Source organism: Porphyromonas somerae DSM 23386 (assembly GCF_000372405.1).
Lineage (GTDB): Bacteria > Bacteroidota > Bacteroidia > Bacteroidales > Porphyromonadaceae > Porphyromonas_A > Porphyromonas_A somerae.
The window spans coordinates 1-18362 of sequence record NZ_AQVC01000045.1 but is presented as its reverse complement, the minus strand read 5'-3'; the positions used below and the strand labels follow the sequence as shown (position 1 = coordinate 18362).

The 18362-nt window shown below is 46.8% G+C and carries 10 protein-coding genes, 1 tRNA gene and 2 pseudogenes; 1 reads left to right on the top strand and 12 read right to left on the bottom strand.

Features of this window, described 5'->3' with window-relative positions; genetic code table 11:
• From A3GK_RS0108550 to A3GK_RS0108535, 4 genes and pseudogenes are all read right to left on the bottom strand, one after another.
• Positions 1 to 236: pseudogene (locus A3GK_RS0108550) on the bottom strand (hypothetical protein); the annotation flags it as partial.
• Positions 237 to 630: 394 nt separating this feature from the next.
• Complete coding sequence (locus A3GK_RS0108545) at positions 631 to 3012, bottom strand: TonB-dependent receptor domain-containing protein (RefSeq protein ID WP_155799484.1); 2382 nt, start codon at positions 3010 to 3012, stop codon at positions 631 to 633.
• A gap of 405 nt (positions 3013 to 3417) precedes the next feature.
• Positions 3418 to 5418, bottom strand: a complete 2001-nt coding sequence (locus A3GK_RS0108540) for a SusD/RagB family nutrient-binding outer membrane lipoprotein (RefSeq protein WP_018029039.1) — start codon at positions 5416 to 5418, stop codon at positions 3418 to 3420.
• A gap of 24 nt (positions 5419 to 5442) precedes the next feature.
• Positions 5443 to 8592: a SusC/RagA family TonB-linked outer membrane protein gene (locus A3GK_RS0108535; RefSeq protein WP_018029038.1), complete on the bottom strand. Its 3150-nt coding sequence runs from the start codon at positions 8590 to 8592 to the stop codon at positions 5443 to 5445.
• Between the two features lie 708 nt (positions 8593 to 9300).
• Here A3GK_RS0108535 and smpB point away from each other — a divergent pair.
• Positions 9301 to 9786 (top strand): SsrA-binding protein SmpB, encoded by a 486-nt coding sequence (smpB, locus tag A3GK_RS0108530; protein WP_018029037.1) that lies wholly within the window; start codon positions 9301 to 9303, stop codon positions 9784 to 9786.
• A gap of 444 nt (positions 9787 to 10230) precedes the next feature.
• On the opposite strand, the gene A3GK_RS0108525 is transcribed toward smpB, so the two are convergent.
• The 8 genes and pseudogenes from A3GK_RS0108525 to A3GK_RS11865 form a co-directional block, all read right to left on the bottom strand.
• Positions 10231 to 10674 (bottom strand): DUF4878 domain-containing protein, encoded by a 444-nt coding sequence (locus tag A3GK_RS0108525; protein WP_018029036.1) that lies wholly within the window; start codon positions 10672 to 10674, stop codon positions 10231 to 10233.
• Between the two features lie 24 nt (positions 10675 to 10698).
• Entirely contained in the window at positions 10699 to 12462 is a 1764-nt protein-coding gene (gene aspS / locus A3GK_RS0108520; protein ID WP_018029035.1) for an aspartate--tRNA ligase, read from the bottom strand.
• A 32-nt stretch (positions 12463 to 12494) separates the two neighbouring features.
• Positions 12495 to 13745, bottom strand: a complete 1251-nt coding sequence (locus tag A3GK_RS0108515; protein WP_026161812.1) for a hemolysin family protein — start codon at positions 13743 to 13745, stop codon at positions 12495 to 12497.
• Positions 13746 to 13762: 17 nt separating this feature from the next.
• Positions 13763 to 14455, bottom strand: coding sequence for an LptA/OstA family protein (locus tag A3GK_RS10710; protein ID WP_018029033.1), 693 nt, complete (start codon positions 14453 to 14455; stop codon positions 13763 to 13765).
• Between the two features lie 36 nt (positions 14456 to 14491).
• Positions 14492 to 15868: a tetratricopeptide repeat protein gene (locus tag A3GK_RS0108505; RefSeq protein WP_018029032.1), complete on the bottom strand. Its 1377-nt coding sequence runs from the start codon at positions 15866 to 15868 to the stop codon at positions 14492 to 14494.
• Positions 15869 to 15971: 103 nt separating this feature from the next.
• Positions 15972 to 17309 (bottom strand): hypothetical protein, encoded by a 1338-nt coding sequence (locus tag A3GK_RS0108500; protein ID WP_211205463.1) that lies wholly within the window; start codon positions 17307 to 17309, stop codon positions 15972 to 15974.
• Positions 17310 to 17495: 186 nt separating this feature from the next.
• Positions 17496 to 17568, bottom strand: a tRNA-Phe gene (locus A3GK_RS0108495).
• Between the two features lie 522 nt (positions 17569 to 18090).
• A pseudogene (locus A3GK_RS11865) lies at positions 18091 to 18362 on the bottom strand (IS30 family transposase); the annotation flags it as partial.

Here is an 18362-nt window from a genome sequence, read left to right as displayed (position 1 = left end):
TAATACCTACGATATCCGCGGTGCTCTTCTTGTCTCTTCTTTTTCTTCGCCTTCATCTCTATAACTTCGTCTAACCCAGAATCTAGGTACCTATGAACCCACTCCAGGATCGTAGTCCTACCAATAGGAACAAGGTGTGAAATCTGGGTGTAACCTAAGTTTTCCTCAAAATAGAGGTGAATAACTCGGTCAAAATAAATCTTCTGGAGTTGACTCCTTTTTACAAACTTACTCATAAAAATCTATCTATGAGTCAACTTTTTCTAGGACAAGACAGATAGGTGTAAAATATCCTTGCGACCCCGGCCGAGGGGTCGGACAACCCTATCTCTAGATCTGACCCCTCAGCCGGGGTCAACGAGGTGGTGAATATGCTCTTGCACACAGGTCATGCGGGGCTAACGCCCCTTTGACCTGTGCTTATTTAAGAGGGACCTCTGCCGAGGTCCTTACTCCATTATCTTCAACAGCTTGTATATGATCATTCGTACAATACTCTCTTCTAATGCGTAACCCCTGGAGAGTTACCCATTATCAGACAGAACAGGTAAAGCAGACAAGTCGGACAGTGGCGATGATTTGCCAACCTGTCCGACTTGTCTGGTGAGGTACCTTTTGGTGAGGCACTGATTAGTCGTGACCCACTTTCATACGGTCGATGACTGACTCGAGGGCGCCGGTGCCTTGGTACTTATCCTTGGAGCTATTGAAGCGGTAGGAGATGGTGAAGGCGATACGTGGTGGCACGCGCTCGGTGGATTCCATCACGCTGTATCTAGTGGCGGTACGTACGGAGTGGGTGGTATTGAAGAGATTGCTCACGGAGAGGGTGGTGATGAGGTTTTGCTCCTTAAGCCACCGCTTGGAGATCTCGGCATAGCTGGTGAGGATAGGAGCGGTGAACTCCATATTATCCTCGTTGCCAAAGGGGGTGTAACCTACGTTGAACACCATACTGATCTCCTTGGGGAGTGTAAATTGATTGGCCACGCTGAGGGCAAGGGTTGCCTTACGATTAGTGATCCGCTCCTCGAAGTTCCAAAGGTCGTAGCCGATCATCTTGGAGAGACGTAGGGTAAAGGTGGGCTTCCACCACTTAATGGTAGGGCTAGCTACCATTGCTGCCGATAGGCCGTGATGTGGAGGGGCATTGACCGTCTTGAAGAGGGTAATATAAGGGCGTACCACTCCAGTAGTGGGGTCGGTAAATAGCCCTGTCTCTGGAGTGAGACAGTCGCGGCTATAGGTATGGCTCAGGATGGTGGTCAACCAGCTCTTATTGAAGGTGAGGGCGGTAGAGTAGTCTATGGCGTCCTTGAGGTTTGGGTCGCCCACTTTGTACTCGTATCGGCTCACGTATAGATACTGTGGCTGTAGCTGAATATAGCTAGGTCGGTGGATACGGCTCCTAAAGGAGAGCTCCGTACGTACGCCCCACAGGCGTCCTGTGACTGCTAGTGTGGGAAATAGATTGGTAGTAGTATGACTCTTATCGGGATCTAATATCCCCTTATCTATATACTTATTCTCGAGGTGCTCCATACGCACCCCAGCAGTAAGATGCCATTCGGAGGCTATTTTGTGCTGATACTCCAGGTAAAGCGCTAGTAGTTGCTCCCTCTGCTCGCTATCTAGATCGCTAAGGTTGAGACTGGCATCTAGCTGATTATAGAAGCGGTTATGTACCTTAGAGTACTCACCACCCAATTCAAGGCGACCGCCCCAGAGTGGTCCAGCGACGTCTAAACGTGCACCTGCCGATTGATACTTGGCTCCATGCCTATTCTCCACGCCCGAAAGCTCGTACGCCTCGGTATGCCCTTCATCTGCTTTCTCGGTAGATTGGCTCATGCTAGTCTGGTAGTAGTCGAGGTCAAGTTGTGCCTTCCAATCCCCAAACCTCCTAAGGTAGTATAGATTGGGGCGGTGTGAGATATTCCATGGTTTCAAGGTCTGGGACTTGCTAAAGTAGCGCTCTACCACTTCGGGAGCAGGCTTCAGATGGTGACTGGTGAGGTCGGAGAACATCCAAGAATCCTCCTTTTCGGCAGCAATACGATACCTAAATCCTGCACTCTGCACATCATCTTCGTAATTGACACCAATGGTATACTCCTGTGTCTGCACACCCTCTTTGTGCTTAGTGGTGGATTGATTGATCCACTCGCTTTGATCAGTTTTGCCGTGTGTGCGAAGAGAGGGGAAGGAGTGATTGGTCTGCTCATCTTGGTACATCACACTGGTGAAGAAGTCCCAATTATTGAGCCGATAATTAAGGCGAAGATAGGGTTGATAACCTATAGGGCTACCAATCTGATTAAAAAGATCAAGCTTTGCCTCACCGCTGAGGCCAGTACCTTGCTCTCGTTTGGTGTAGATCTTGATCACCGACTCGGTAGAAGAGCTATACCTGGCACCAGGATTGGTGAGTACCTCAATATCACGAATGAGGTAAGGCTTGAGATTGCGTAGCTGATTGGGGTCGGTCATCAGTCGGTCATTGATGTAAATGATGGGGGTCCCTTTGCCGGCTACCCGTACCTCAGTACCCTCGATCTCAACTAATGGCACTCCTCGGAGCACGCTATAGATATCCGAGAGGTGTGCGAGCGGTGAGGCCTCTATGGAGGTGCTGATACCGCCAGCCACCATTCGGTGTGTGATGCGATTGGCAGTGACGGAGACCTCTTCTAGCACTAGGGCACTCTCCTCCAGCACGATCTGATAAGTAGAGAAACTATCGCACTTCACTTCTTTTGGAGCAAAGCCGATCAAACTCGCCTCGAGCAATAGTGGTAACTGATGATTGCCTATCTGTAATGCGAAAGAGCCATCGTCACGAGTTACGCCCCCAGTAAGCACCTTGCCCTCCCCGATGCTTTTCACCTTAATGGTGGCATAGGGAAGGGGGTCCCCAGCTTCGTCATAAACTACTCCTCGGAGCTCCTGTGCCGAAACTCCCAAAACGCCTACCATCATCAGTAGGGATACCAACAAAAATAATCGCCTCATAAGATATACACTATATACTAATCACTTCCCCCTTCCGCCCGCAAAGGTAGATATTATCGCTCGCAACCCAGTTGCACACTTCTGGAAGTTGTAGAATGGCTCTGCGAGTCTTGACCGAGGGCTAGCTGAATGGCACCCTGTCGGATGCTTTGGCTGGGGGTACCTTATCGGTGGTGCCTTATCGGACAAATCGGACAAATCGGACGAGGCATCGTTTTTCCGACCTGTCCGATAAGGTGCCCGCGATAAAGACACCCCCGATGAGGTAAGGACTCCCGTGAGGTCCTTCGCCCTTCCCCAGGTGGTGTTGAAATAAGACTATTGTATGCAGAGAGCCACTTCTAGCGATCTAGAAGTGGCTCTCTTATTACCTCCAAGTGGAGGATTAATTATTTAATGAACCTCTTAGGGTTTTGCAGACCACCACATTTTAGTGTATATGTTGTCTGGTCCTCCCAGCTTATCCACTGCGTCCTTATAGGATTCAGGCACGTTATTCTTAAGAGAGGTAGGGAATGGTAGCCTCTGTGGGAAGAACTCCCACTTGCTCTCCATATAGTTGGTAGTGGTCAGTGCATCGAAGCCTTCGATGGTCTTTTCCACTACGGGGTTCTCAAAGAATGGCAAGCCAAGTCTTCTATGGTCACTCCATGTCTCGAGTGGCAACCATGGCACTTGTGCGATGAACTTCTGTGTGATGATCTTGGTGAGGTGGTCATTCTTCACCTGTCCATTCTTATAGAGTTGATTAGCAGGATAGGTAAAGGTGGTCTCTTTCATCTCCTTTGTTTTGGCATCGAGATAGCTAACCTCCTTAGTAGCTGGTGGCTCAGCTGTATGATCCCAGCTCACAGAGGTACCCACTCTATTGTACTCCTCAGAGGCAAGGTAATCAGTGAGATATTTTGAGATCGTATTATCTGGGAAGCACTTATCCCAGTAGGTGAAGCTCTCCTTGATACCAGCTTCGTACGCCTCCTTGGCGTCGATTCCTACCGACCACCCATTAAGGGCTGCTTCGGCCAAAAGGAAGTAGCTCTCCCAAGAGCCAAAGAATACGCGCTTCATGCTACTATTCCTAAACTCATTGACTAGCCTTGGCATAGAGCCTGGGAAGCTATAGACCCTGTTGATAGACCCCATCTCACCCCAATTGCCTGGCGTGGAGGTATTCCATGCGAAAGCTGAATTAACTACCACAAGTGTATCTTGCTTCTCTACACCCTCAGGCTTTGGCAGTAGAAGTGCCCGCTCAGTATTGGTTACATTACCCGTTGCCCATGAGGGGTACTTATTGAAGTGTGGATTATTAATATCACCAGGAATATTATAACCCTTGTAAGCACGTGGGTCAATACTATAGGGCAGTCCATCGCTCCAATATCCTGCTGATGGGTCATTAGTTTTGCTGCTGAAGTAGCCTTCCCACTTAACGCCCATATAATCAGGATCACAGAACTTAAGAGTGATAGGTTTTTTACGACCTTCATTAAGTTTGGCTACAGCTGCTCTAGCATAGGCACCTACCTGTGTCTCGGAAGTGATACCACCGAGACCGAGATAGAGGTTATTGAGCGTAGGAGAGAGGTATTGCATATTCCACTCACGGCTCATCACACCGGTAAGCGCATCCCAACCTGGGCGCTCTTGGACGGCAAAGTTATCATCAAAGGTGGAGATATACTTACCTCCCTTAGCGGCCTCTTCAAACTCAGTTTTTGCTAAAGTAGGATTGGCTCCTGAGATACGCATTGCTAGTCGCATACGCAGCGAGTTGCCATACTTTGCCCACTTATCGAAATCGTAACCATAAGCAGGGTCCAGATTAGTAATGTCGCCACTCACGGTATTGGTGTCAAAACCAGCCACTGCCTCTTTGAGCTCCTTGAGCATAAAGGTGTAAACCTCTTCAGTGGTATTGAACTGTACCTTTTCTCCCTGGAAGCTATTGATAGGCATGGTACCGAAGTTGTCGGTAAACTCACTCATCAGGTAGACACGCCAAATACGTGCCACTTGATAGAGATTATTGCTATAGGTCTTGGTATTACCTTCTGCCTTCTGCTCTTGGTATAGAGAGATAGCAGAATTGATGTGGGTGAGCCAAGAGGTTACTTGGTCAAAGTAAGCTTGAGTCCACCCGTCGTTGGTGAAGTTTTGAGAGAGTGACCCGACGCGATCCATATGGCCAGCATCCTTCCAATAGAGGACAAAGGAACGCTCAGCCACGTCGGGATTCATCTGTGCACTAATAATGGCATTATTGATAAAGTACTCCACCTGTACTTGGTTGGCACCCGCTTCGAAAGGACTTCTATTAAGGTCGTCAAAGTCGCTACATGCAGTTACCAAGCCACCTAAGAGGAGTGTCGCCAGTCCTACAAGTATAATATTAAGATGTTTCATAAATATATTATTCTCTTATTAGGCTTAAAAGTTAATCGATAGGTTGATATAATAAGAGCGATTGGTAGGTGGGGCAAGCGCCTCTAGTCCTACAGCATTGGAGCCAGTCGCATACACCGACTCAGGATCGACACCATCCATATAGCTCTTAATCATCCAGAGGTTATTGGCAGAGAGCCCTATGGAAGCACCCTGAATAGCTGTGCCGTCGAGCAGCTTATGTGGTAGCACGTAGTTGATTGAGAGGTTACGAAGCCTGATGTTGGTGGCATCGAAAAGGTTTTCCTCAGTGATACCTACGTTGCCACTACTCCTGCTCTCTAGCTTGGTCCAGAAGTCTTGAGGATCGGTCTTAGCAGTATTAGGCTGATACTTACCATTGACGAGCTGTACGCCATCATAAGTGATCTTATCTCTATTACCATCAGGTGCCGTCACATAGGAGCGACCATTGGCCTTAAGCATACGGTTGGTGAAACTGAATATCTTACCTCCAAAGCGACCATCAATCTGGAAACTGAGAGAGAGGTTTTTGTAGGTAAAGGTATTGGTAATACCGGCCATAAAGTCGGGTTGCTGATTGCCTAGGAAATGTGAACCTGGTGCTGCGGTAGGAATACCCTCTTCATCTACTATTACCTTGCCGTAGTAAGGACTCTTTTCGTCCTCTACTCTAGCAAACTTGGTTCCGTAGATCACACCATAGCGCTCGCCAGCAGCGGCAAGTACATGGACATTGTCAAAGGCTCCTAGCTGGTACTGTGTCACGCCCTCTGCTAGCTCCTTAACCGTATTGACGTTCTTGGAGAGGTTGAGTGTAAGGTCCCATGTGAAGTCATTAGTGATGACAGGGACTGCATTAACCATCAACTCAAATCCCTTATTCTCAATATCTCCAGCATTGATCTTTTTATACTTATATCCTTCAAGACCATTGATTGGGATATTGAGTAGCTGATTAACGGCATTGGACTTGTAGAAAGCGAGGTCAAAATTGAGGCGGCTATCCAATAGTTTTGCCTCTAATCCCAGCTCCCAAGAGTGGATCAGCTCACTCTTTACGTCTGGGTTGAACAGCACTTCATTTTTGGAGGCTACCACATTGCCGTTAGGATCCTTATTAATGGAGTAGGTATTGTAGAGCTGGTAAGGGCCCATGTCGTTACCCACTGATGCGTACGAACCTCTAATCTTGGCAAAGGTAAGCCACGATAGGTCGCTACTTGTCGCTTTTCTGAGCGCATCTGAGAAGATGAATGAAAGGCTGGCCGATGGATAGAAGAAGGATCTATTGGCCTTGCTCAATGTAGAGGACCAATCGTTACGACCGGTGAGATCAAGATAGACCATACCAGCGTAATTGAGCTGCAACGTTCCGTAGAGTGAATTGATCTTGTGCTCACTCGCTGACTGTGGTAGTGCAGGCATTCCCTTGCTATTATTGACGCTAAAGAGGTTGGGGACGGTCAATTCACCAACTGTCACACCAATACTAGAGAAGCTGCGGTGCATCAAGTTACCTCCGAAGGTTCCGTGAAGACCGAAGTCACCAAATAGCTCATCCTTGCCAGCGGTAATCAGGAAGCTGTGGTTGGTCTCCTTAAATACATCCTTGGAGGTGCTGTAGGAGCCATTGGCCTTGATAGGTCCGTAGGCATACATCTTACTCTCGTTGTTGGTGGTGTAGATATCTGCACCAGAACGGATCTCTGCCGATAGCCAGTCTGTAAACTGATACTTTAGCGAACCGCTAATCAGGAAGCGGTCACGCTGGTCATCATTTTGACTGTACTTAGTAGCCCAGTAAGGGTTGAGCCCTGACTTTGGATTGTACCAGATATGGTATCCCATATCATTAACGGCTTGGCTAAGCTGTGTGATATCTACGTTGCCAGGCATGGTGAGGAGTGTTCCGAAGTAGTTTTCGGAGCGGTTACCTGCGATGGGGCGGTTATGTACATTGGTATTGATGTACTGAACTTTGGCATCGGCGGTCCAAGCATCATCGGCTCCAAACTTAGAGACAAACCTTGTGATCATGTTGAGACGGTTGAGCTTTGACTCTGGAGTCATATCCTTATTATAGGAGTGGGTAATCGAAGCGTATACCGATGAGCCTTTGCCTAGTTGTCTAGAGAGTGCTACAGAGTTTTGGGTATTGATACCTGTGTTGAGGAAGTTGGCAATATTGTCATAATATGCTAGAGGTGCCTTAGTGCCATCCCAGTGGGTGACCTCTTGACCCTCAATCTTAGGTCCCCAGCTAGCACCCGATTCGGTATCAAACACACCATACGAGCCTTGGGCATAGCTTTTCTGTACCTTAGGTACCATAAATATGGTTTCAAAGCCCGTGGTAGAATGGATACTGATGCCAAGCCCCTTCTGAGCCTGTCCACTCTTGGTGGTAATCAATATCACACCATTTCCTGCCCGTGAGCCATAAAGGGCTGCTGCGCTAGCTCCCTTGAGGACCGACATGGAGGCGATATCATTGGGGTTGAGGTCGCCTAATCCGTTACCCATATCAAGAGAGGGGTTCCAGAAGTCATTATTGGAAGCTCCTGTAAAGTTGTCCATTGGCACACCATCCACCACGATGAGCGGTTGGTTATCGCCCGTTAGGGAGTTATTACCACGGAGTACAATTTTTGAGGAGCCGGCAATACCGCCACCACCTTTGACTACTTGAAGACCTGCGATCTTACCTGAAAGAGCATTGGTGACATTGGACTCTCTAGAGGAGAGAAGGTCCTCACCTTTTAGCTCCTGAATAGCATAGCCGAGCGACCTCTTCTCACGCTTAATTCCGAGAGCGGTCACCACTACTTCGTCAAGAAGCTCATTATCGGGCTCCAGAATCACCTCTAAGTGGGTACGCCCATTAAGCGGGATGTCTTGAGTCTTCATACCTACAAAGGAGATGCGCAGAGTGCCATTAGAGGGTACATTCTGCAACTTAAAAGCTCCATTGAGGTCGGTGGCAATGCCTAGACCTTGGTGCCCTACTACGGTTACTGAAGCACCGATCACTTCATACCCTTCGGTATCGTGAACCGTACCAGTAACGGTCACGGTCTGAGCTAGTGCAGATGGGGCTACCCATAGTGCAAGCAGAAGGGATAAGATCGTATACCGCACCCAGCCTGCAGCATAAGTTTTGACCATTTTCATACTGTTTGTTGTTTTAAGTTTTACTAAAAGTAGGATAGATTGTTAGTCGTTAGTGTGTGTTATCCACAGACTTTAATGAGCTATAATCTGATAAAGTTTTACTGTTAACACATCAAAACATTAACAACACTTATTGCTTTTACACCCAAAGTTAGCAATAATTTATCTAATAGCATTACAATCAATAGAATCTTGGCACTAATGCATTAGGAGTTTCATTGTATTGAACCCTTTGATTAGTCGTATGATGGGGAATCATCCTTTGTATGAAAGGATCAAATTGATTATCATAATGCCTTTAGCCCTATCTCTAAAAGTAGAGCATCCGCATTAGAAGTATATACTTAAGTTATCAGTCAGACCGACTTGTCGTAGCCCATGTGCTAGAGGCGCAGCACGAACACCTGATCATTCAATGAAGTACCTCTATAAAACCTCTATGCAAGTAGGGTAAAAGTGGAGATGCAACAAAGCAAATGCTTAGTTGCAACTCGGCAATTGTTTAGTTGCAACTCGTCGATCGGTTAGTTGCAACTCAGTTTTCACCTCTATATGGCGGTGGATATCAAGCCGTTATAAATCGGGCTTTGAGGCATTATTTTCTCCCATTCTTCTGTATCGTTTGAGTTGTGCTTTGCAGGGGGACCCCTATCGCCACAAGGTGGAGGCGTAGGTGGTGTCGGTGGATTTGATTAACTTTGCGGAGTTATGGCGAAGAAGAATAAAGATAAGGCGAAGTTTGGGACTCGTGTGTTGATTAAGAATAGACGGGCTACCTTTGACTATGAGATACTCGATACCTACACTGCTGGATTGGTGTTGCTGGGGACCGAGATCAAGTCGCTACGCCTGGGCAAGGCCTCTCTGGTGGATACGTTTTGTATCGTGGACCGTGGGGAGGTGTGGGCTAAGAATATCTATATCCCTGAGTACTTCTATGGTAGCTACAATAACCACACGGCTCGGCGTGACCGGAAACTACTCCTCAATAAAAAGGAGATAAGGGAACTGGCGGAGGTGGTGAAGAATGTGGGGCTGACCATTGTGCCACTAAAGCTCTATATCAATGCTAAGGGGCTTGCCAAGCTGGAGATAGGTGTGGCAAGGGGTAAGAAGCAATACGACAAGCGCCAAGATCTCAAGGAGCGAGATATGAAGCGGGAGCTGGAGCAGGCTCGTCGGTATAAGATATAAGAGACTATCTAATGAGTAGCTACTGAAGAAGAATAGGTTGGGAGTTACGCATTAGAAGAGTCTTGCCATGAGATATTCATCAGAGAATCAATGGGTAAGGACCTCCGTGAGGAGGTCCGATTTGTCGTAGCCCCCGTGTCGGAGGGCACAGCCCGAACGACCGGGGGATTAATGGTCATCCACCGCCCATCCCACGACCCCTTGTGGGTCGGACAACCTTTTCTAGGAAACCACACCTTTCTAATGCGTAACCCCTGAAGCTGATATAAAAAAAGGCGGTATTATATCCCGTCGCCTACCTGACTCGTCCTCAGGGGTCGTAAATATACACCGCCTTGTTTCTTATACCGCAAAGATAGCTAGTATATATCATATGACCAAATAAAATACCCGTGGAACGACAAGCGGTCCACGGGTATTTTATTATAAGTGAGGGGGAGTTGGTTAGCGGATGCTTTGGATCTTCCAGTTGCCCTCTTCTTTGACTAGATAGATAGTAGAGGTTTTGTATTGGCCTCCATTATCGCCAATAGCTTCTTTGGTATCTATAGTCATCTCTACGGTTGCTTGGTTATCCTCCTTGCTTTTCTCATCAAAAGAGACATAATCAGCGACATTGGTGCTGACCTCTTTCTCCGCAATGGCATTGTATACCTTTAGCGACTTAGATACAACCTTTAATCCCTCTATTGCAAGAGAGACCTCTGTATCGCTTAGGGCTGAGGCATCACTAGAAATCAATTTCATCGCCTCACTTTTATTGCCTTGGTTGAGGTAGTTGAAGAAGTCCTCTGACACCTTTTCGGGGGTATTTCCACCTATCACAGAGCACGCTGCGAGTGCAAAGGTCAGTACTACAATGGATAAATAGCTTGTAATCTTTTTCATGTCAATTTGTTTTGTCTAGTTAAATCAATTCTTTTTCTGTGGTGCGAGCGATAGGGAGAGCTCGTCGAGCTGCTCTTGATCGAGGCGAGAAGGGGCATCGATCATCACATCGCGTCCAGAGTTATTCTTTGGGAAAGCGATGGTGTCACGGATGCTATCCAGTTTGGCAAAAAGCGATACCCAACGGTCGAAACCATAAGCGATACCACCATGAGGAGGGGCACCGTACTTAAAGGCATTCATCAAGAATCCAAACTGCTCCTCGGCCTTTTCGTCCGTAAATCCAAGGACTTCAAACATCTTTTTCTGCAACTGGCTATCGTGGATACGAATAGAGCCACCACCTACTTCTACACCATTGATAACCATATCATAGGCATTGGCACGCACTTCGCCTGGGTTGGTATCGAGGAGTGGAATATCCTCGGGCTTTGGTGAGGTGAAGGGGTGGTGCATAGCGTAGTAGCGCTGGGTTTCATCGTCCCACTCGAGTAGAGGGAAGTCTATCACCCATAGGCAGGAGAAGGTATTTGGATCCAGCAGCCCCTCTTGGTCGGCCACATGAAGTCGGAGGGTACCGAGCTGTTTACGAGTTTTCATCGCATCGTCGCCACTCAGTATCAGGATCAAGTCGCCCGCCTCTGCCTTCATAGTCTTAGCCAACTGTTGGAGCACCTCTTGGCTGTAGAATTTATCCACACTGCTCTTTACCGTGCCGTCTTCACCCACTCTAGCGTAGACCATTCCCTTGGCTCCCACCTGAGGTTGCTTTACAAATTCCGTGAGTTGGTCTAGCTGTTTGCGAGTGTAGCTAGCAGCGCCTTTCACGCAGATACCTCCGATGTACTTTGCTTCATCGAATACCTTGAAGCCATGCCCCTGCAGCACTTCCATTAGCTCTACAAACCGCATACCAAAGCGGGTGTCGGGCTTATCGCTACCATAGTACTTCATGGCATCATGCCAACTGATGCGTGGGTAGGCTTCTGTCTGCTCTATCCCTAGGATCTCGTGGAAGAGATGCTTGCTTAGCCCCTCGAAAGTATTGATAATATCCTCTTGCTCCACGAACGACATCTCACAGTCTATCTGGGTAAACTCTGGTTGGCGGTCGGCACGAAGGTCCTCATCGCGAAAGCACTTCACGATCTGGAAGTAGCGGTCAAAACCAGCCACCATCAGTAGCTGCTTGAACGTCTGAGGCGACTGTGGCAGAGCATAAAACTCACCTGGGTTCATTCGGCTAGGCACCACAAAGTCTCTAGCCCCCTCGGGGGTAGACTTGATGAGTACTGGGGTCTCCACCTCGAGGAAATTGAGGCCGTCTAAGTACTGACGAATAGCAATGCCCATCCTATGACGTAGCTCTAGGTTACGACGAACGGGGGAACGACGCAGGTCGAGATAGCGGTACTTCATACGTAGCTCATCACCGCCATCCGACTGATCTTCGATGGTAAATGGAGGGGTATCCGACTGATTGAGCACCGTGAGAGAGGTGACAATCACCTCAATATCTCCCGTCGCTATCTTGTCGTTTTTCGATGAGCGCTCAGCCACCTTTCCTTTTACCTGAATCACGTACTCACGGCCTAGGTGAGCAGCTTTCTCCGCCAGCTCAGCATTGTGCTCTTGGCTAAATACTAGCTGTGTGATGCCGTATCTATCGCGAAGGTCAATGAAGCTCATTCCTCCCATACGGCGATTTCTCTGTACCCATCCTGCGAGGGTTACTTCCTCTCCGACGTTGGCTGCACGAAGTGCACCACAAGTTGTTGTCCTATACATATCTCTAAATATCTTTATTGTCTTGTCTTGCCTCAAGACTCTATCTTACGTAATCGCACCAAAGTTATCTTATTTCCAGTAGCCCTTAGCACTTGTATTTGGAAGTGCGGAGGTATGGTAAACTCCTCCCCTGCATCAGGAATTTCCTGGCTATAATGTAGGATAAATCCTGCTAGTGTCTGATAGTCTTCATTCTCAGGTATCTGTAGATCAAACTGTTCATTGAGAGTATCTACCTCTGCCCTACCCGAGATGATGTATTCATTCTCCCCTACCTTCCGCATAGCAATCCTTTGAGTATCGTGCTCATCCTCAATATCTCCAAAGATCTCCTCCACGATATCTTCAAGGGTGACCATACCAGCTGTACCACCTAGCTCATCTACCACTATCGCCAAGCTCCGCTTTTTCTGCATTAGTTGTTTCAATGCGTTTTCGGCTGGAAGGGATTCGGGGATAAAGATTGTAGGGAGGATACGGCTTTGCCACTCACGTGAATCACCCATCCTAAACATCTCAATGCTGTGGATATAACCGATAATATCATCGATATCCTCCTTGTATACAGGTAGCTTGGAGTAGCCCGTTTTATCAAATATCTCAATGAGCTCTTCTCGAGTGAGATCGTCACCCACGGCGGTAATTTCATTGCGTGGCACTAGACAGTCTCTGACTTTAATATCGGAGAACTCCAAGGCATTTTGTAGAATACGAGCTTCATCGGCATTCTCTTGCTGATTGACGTTGCTCTCAATAAAATAATCAAGGTCTACCTTGGTGAGAGGTTGCACGGTATCATCCTCATTCTTTACGCCGAAGAGCTTAAAGAATAGCTTGCTAATCCACCCGATCAGTAGGGTGATGGGGTAGAGTATAATGTAGATCAAGAAGAAAGGCAAGGTGATGATGCGAATCACGATATTGGGCTTTGCCTGCCCTATCGCCTTTGGAATATATTCGGCAAATACGATGACAAAGGCTGTGGAGATAATAGTCTGTACCAACACCACCCCTATATCATTATGGAGCAAAGCAGTGAGTGGCTCCTCCAGTGCTTTTGCTACCAAAAGGCCATAGATCACATTGACAATGTTATTGCCCACCAATGCCGTAGTGATAAATCGGCTGCCATTCTTATAGAAGTGGGTAGCAATGCGAGAGAGGGTATTCTGACTGCTTTTGTCCAGCTCTACTTTGAGCCGATCGGCTGATACAAAGCTGATCTCCGACATGCTAAAGAAAGCTGAGCTAAGTAAACAAATGATGATAGCTAAGTATATCATAGTGGCTGCTTAATAGACTACTTTTGAGTGGCTGGAGACTTGGGAGCTTGATATGGCTGTGAAGGTACTATACTATCCGGTGCAACAGCGGTGCTATCGGCAGGAGCTAGTGGCTTATCCTCCACATCCACATGTCCGTAGGAAGAGTAGAGCTCATAGCGCGTCATATTCTGATTGCTTCTGAAGCCATACTTACTCTCAATAAGCTGACCATTACTAGGGATAATTGTGGTATGCTCGTGAGAGTACACCTCAGCCAGCTCTTCATCCCAGTAGAGAGAATGTCCAAAGTACCTCTGCCCCTCACGGCTCAGTACCTCAACATTACCGATCAATTCCCATAGCTTTTTATCCTGATAGTAGTAGGCGGTATCTGCCTTGATAGAGGCTTTGGTTTGGAAAAGAGTATCGAACTGCTCCACGTATAGTCCTTCAGGGAAGTACCACTTAGCCTCAGGCTCGCTGTAGGTGTACCAAACGGGTGATTCCAGCTTGTACTTAGTAATCCCACTATCCGAGATGAGCGAAGAGATATCTCTTGTCACCATTGAATAGGGGAGTGTGTCCACCTCCTTGATAAGGGTATCTCCCTTCTTACTTTTACAAGCCGAAAGGGAGAAAGTAATGTAAAAAAGGATACCAGCACAGACCCATAAACCGGGCTGTGCTAGTATCCTTTTCCTTATATATCGTGATGAGGTATCACTCATAGACTCTTCGCCCCTCAGGGGTGAAGTGGGGCAGCCTTATCGTGTGCGGATAGTGGTGGATTCACCAATCCAACCGCCTACAGTAAAGGAAGCGCCTGGAGCAAGGTCAGGGTGCATAAATACATCCTCCTTGGCAGGGAAGTGCTGGCTATAAGTATTGATCAGCTGGCTTGCCTCTGCAGAAACGCTTGGGTCCATAGACCTTGCACGCTGTGCCTTATCTACTGCAAGACAGTAAACGATACGCTGCTTGATAGGATCATCTGGGTAGATACTCTTAGCAGTAGCTGCGTACATGTTGGCTATGAGTAGCATTGGGGCACCAAAGCCACTCTTGAAGTTCATCGCCTGATTGGCGTAGGTGCGGGCTGCACTATAGCTATTTTGCTTGTAGCTCATCACTGCGAGCATGTAGTAGATCTCGCCCTTCTTCACATCATTAGTACTGAGCTCAATAGCCTTCTCGTAGTACTCACGAGCACGGCTATACTTATTCTCCTTAAAGGCCTTATTAGCGATACCTGTGGCGGCGTCAGCAGTTGGCTCGATATTGAATAGGTGTTCCGACATAGCGAAGTATACATTGCTCTCGGTACAACCAACAGACTGAAGTAGAGCAATGGTCTTGGACAAGTACTCCTTATCATTCTTATGCGACTCTACCTGTGGAGCATAGACCTCCTCCATCACCTCACAGCTAGCAGCACCACTTTGTGCAAACATTGCCTGTGCGTTCTCCTTATAGGTGTTATACGAAGCAACACCCTTTTCATCGCCAGCAGCTTCAAGCTCCTTGATCTTTTGGTCGTAGTAGCCATCCACCATCATATACTCATCTACATACTTGGCCTTAAGGGCAGGATTCTTAAACATCCTAGCCATAGAAGCATAAGCAAATTGAGAAAGAGCTAGTGGATCGGTCTCAGCACCCTTCGCCTTCACCACAGGCTCTAGCCAGCCGTAGATCATATCATAGTCTGAGTCATTGCCCATTAGGCGCATATAGTCAGACACCTTATTGCCGAGGATATAGTCTGTACCACTCTTAGGATCATCACCGAAGTACTTGATACGAGTATCGTACATCTCCATCAGCTTCTTAGTCCACTCCTTCTTCTCCTCTGGAGTCTGGCTTTGATCGGCCTTCCAGTTTAGCAGTTCAGCACCTATAATATAGGTATCCTTGCTCGCTGCAGGGCATGCGGTATATACTTTCTCCCAGAAGTCGTAGGCATCCTTATAATTGCCACTCTGGTGATAGGTCTTATAGAAGGTGATATTTCTTCGGCACTGAATGCTATCATTGCCGTGACCGAAAGGAGTCCCCGACTCCACCCCAGTCTGTGCACTCACAGATGCTAGGCTAAACAGGCTCAATAGCAGAGCCGACAGTAGTAAAAAACTTCTTTTCATCGTTATTCCTTTTTTAGTATGTTGCCTTTTTTATTCCGACTGAATGCCTTCAGCCTCTATTCGTTTGCTATTTGATGGCATGTGAGGCATTCGGTTTATTATGTTAGTAGATTTTTAGTTTTCTAAACCAAGTTTCATTGAAATTCAGACTTAGCGATAGCTTCAGCATATCTTGTGAAAAGCTCTTTTGGAGGGTCGAGAAGTCGTGACTATACTCCAAGGTGAGGTTGATAAGTGAAGTCCTATCACTGCCAAACATAGTCACTGGCATCCCTAATCCGAATGATGCTCCTACGGTCTGCACCTGCCCCACACTTGGGATAGACAGGTAAGAGCTACGATAGTTGACACCACCACGGTAGTACATCCTCTCGTGATACCTCCTCGAGTAGGTATTGGGGGTTACTTGTACTCCAATTGCCCCTCTGTAGCTATTCTTAAAGGTGACTTGGTCATTCTTGAATGGGTTGTTGATGGCTTGGTCACCCCAAAGCTGCGTTTCAAAGTCAGCAGCCAAAGTCATCTTCTTAGGCATATCCCACGCCAGCCCTACGCCCACTTTATGAGGGAGCGAAGAGGCTGCTCTCACTAAGTTATTAGTGATATTGGGCTTATTTTTCGATCCAAAGTTGGTATTGGAGTAGCTAAACAGCTCAGGTGTAAACCTCATTCGTGGTGAATAAGTCAGCCCAAGTGTCAGCTCGTCTTGTGCCTTTGTAGGGAGATGAAACTTATACTGTAACCCTACATCTACTCCCCAATTATCCAAGCGGATAGTGTAACTCTGATAATCTTGAGAGAGCACTTGTGCATTTGGCATCAGGTGCACGGTATGAGTCAACTTGCCAAAGTGATACTTCACATTGGCGCCAGCATAAAGTCCACGATAGACCCTCGCCCCTACCCCTAGGTAGAAAGATTGTAGCGAACCCTGCCCAGAGAAAGACTGGCGAATGATATTAGCATTCTCTCGCCCAGCTATCGTCACATCGTTCACGAGACTGTAGCCCACATTGGAAAGCGGGACGATACCCGTGCTCACCGCCACCCTACCTTTGTAAATCGGGAATTGGAGTGCCAAGTAGTCGAGACCTCCCATCAGGGCATTATGCCGATTGATACCATCTTTATTGTGACCCCAATTGATTGAAGCAGCAATATCCATCACAAACGAAAGCGAGTCTGTGGCACCATAAGCTGCTGGATTTTGGAGGTTGATCACCTTGGCGCTACTCATAGCGATGCCTACACCCCCCATACCACGCCATGAGACGGGTGAAGTCTCGGCAAGTGAACCATATCCCAAACGGGTGAGAGGAGTTGACTCCACTCCTTGAGCCTTGACCACACTATTCCCCATCATACCCACAGCTACTACAGCTGCAATAGCTAAGCAGAAGTGTGATGCTCTCTGATTTATATATCTGCGAAACCTATTCATCTATCGCTACATTACCATTATGACATAAACTATTCGCAAATTTAGGGAAATTATTTGAGATGATGGCTATGTACTCCCGAATTCGTCGGAATGTACGCTTATTACTGAGTTTTCCATCTCGCAGAAAAAAAATGAAGGCTCGCGTCTTCAGGTATTGAAGATCTGCGAGCCTTCGGGGGGAGGGAGTGGTGCCACCAGGAATCGAACCGGGGACACAAGGATTTTCAGTCCTTTGCTCTACCAACTGAGCTATGGCACCAACACTTTAATTTGCTACTCTTTTGAGTTTTGCTTTGCAAAGGTACCACAATTTTTTGAATCAACAAACTATTCGGCCCTTTATTTTACTTCGTAGACCCTAATTAATTATGGTTATCAATTATTTAACGTCGTTTTTTCCTATTTATTGCTCACGGCTATTAATACCCATACAAGGGTATCGCTCGTAACCCTTATATGGGTAACAAAAGATACTCAAATTACCTTTCTACTTTCAGCATAATTTCACCTGGTTATCAATACTATAATAATAACTATAATTATTAACCCTACAATACCATATATGCGATTCACAAACTCGTTATTGATATTTGATATTTCATCTTCTTTACTCTTTTCGGTCACACCATACAAAATGGCATGAAAAGGCTTCTTCGATTTCAACATACAAATAACTACATAACGAATGAAAGCACCTAAATATAGTACTAATAAATTTCTGCAAAGAATATCAATTATCGCCATCTTTTTTCTTGTCGTAGATTCAAATTACTAGTACAATTTACTTATTATTTTCCAACCAGACAGCCATTGGGGTTTTGTACTGGTGTTTTTTCTTGGTCTTGAGTTGATTTTCTGTACATAATTNAGTACTTGCTTATTGGTAATATCTTTGAAGTCCTCATTCTTTTTCAAGTATTGTCTCAGTAGTTTATTCGAGTATTCAATAGTCCTTTTTGCCAAGAAGAGTAAGGGTCTGCGAAGTAAACTTTAACCCCTAGTTTTTCGATTACTTTCTTCCACACACCTTTCCCTCTCTTCTTTTTTCGCTTA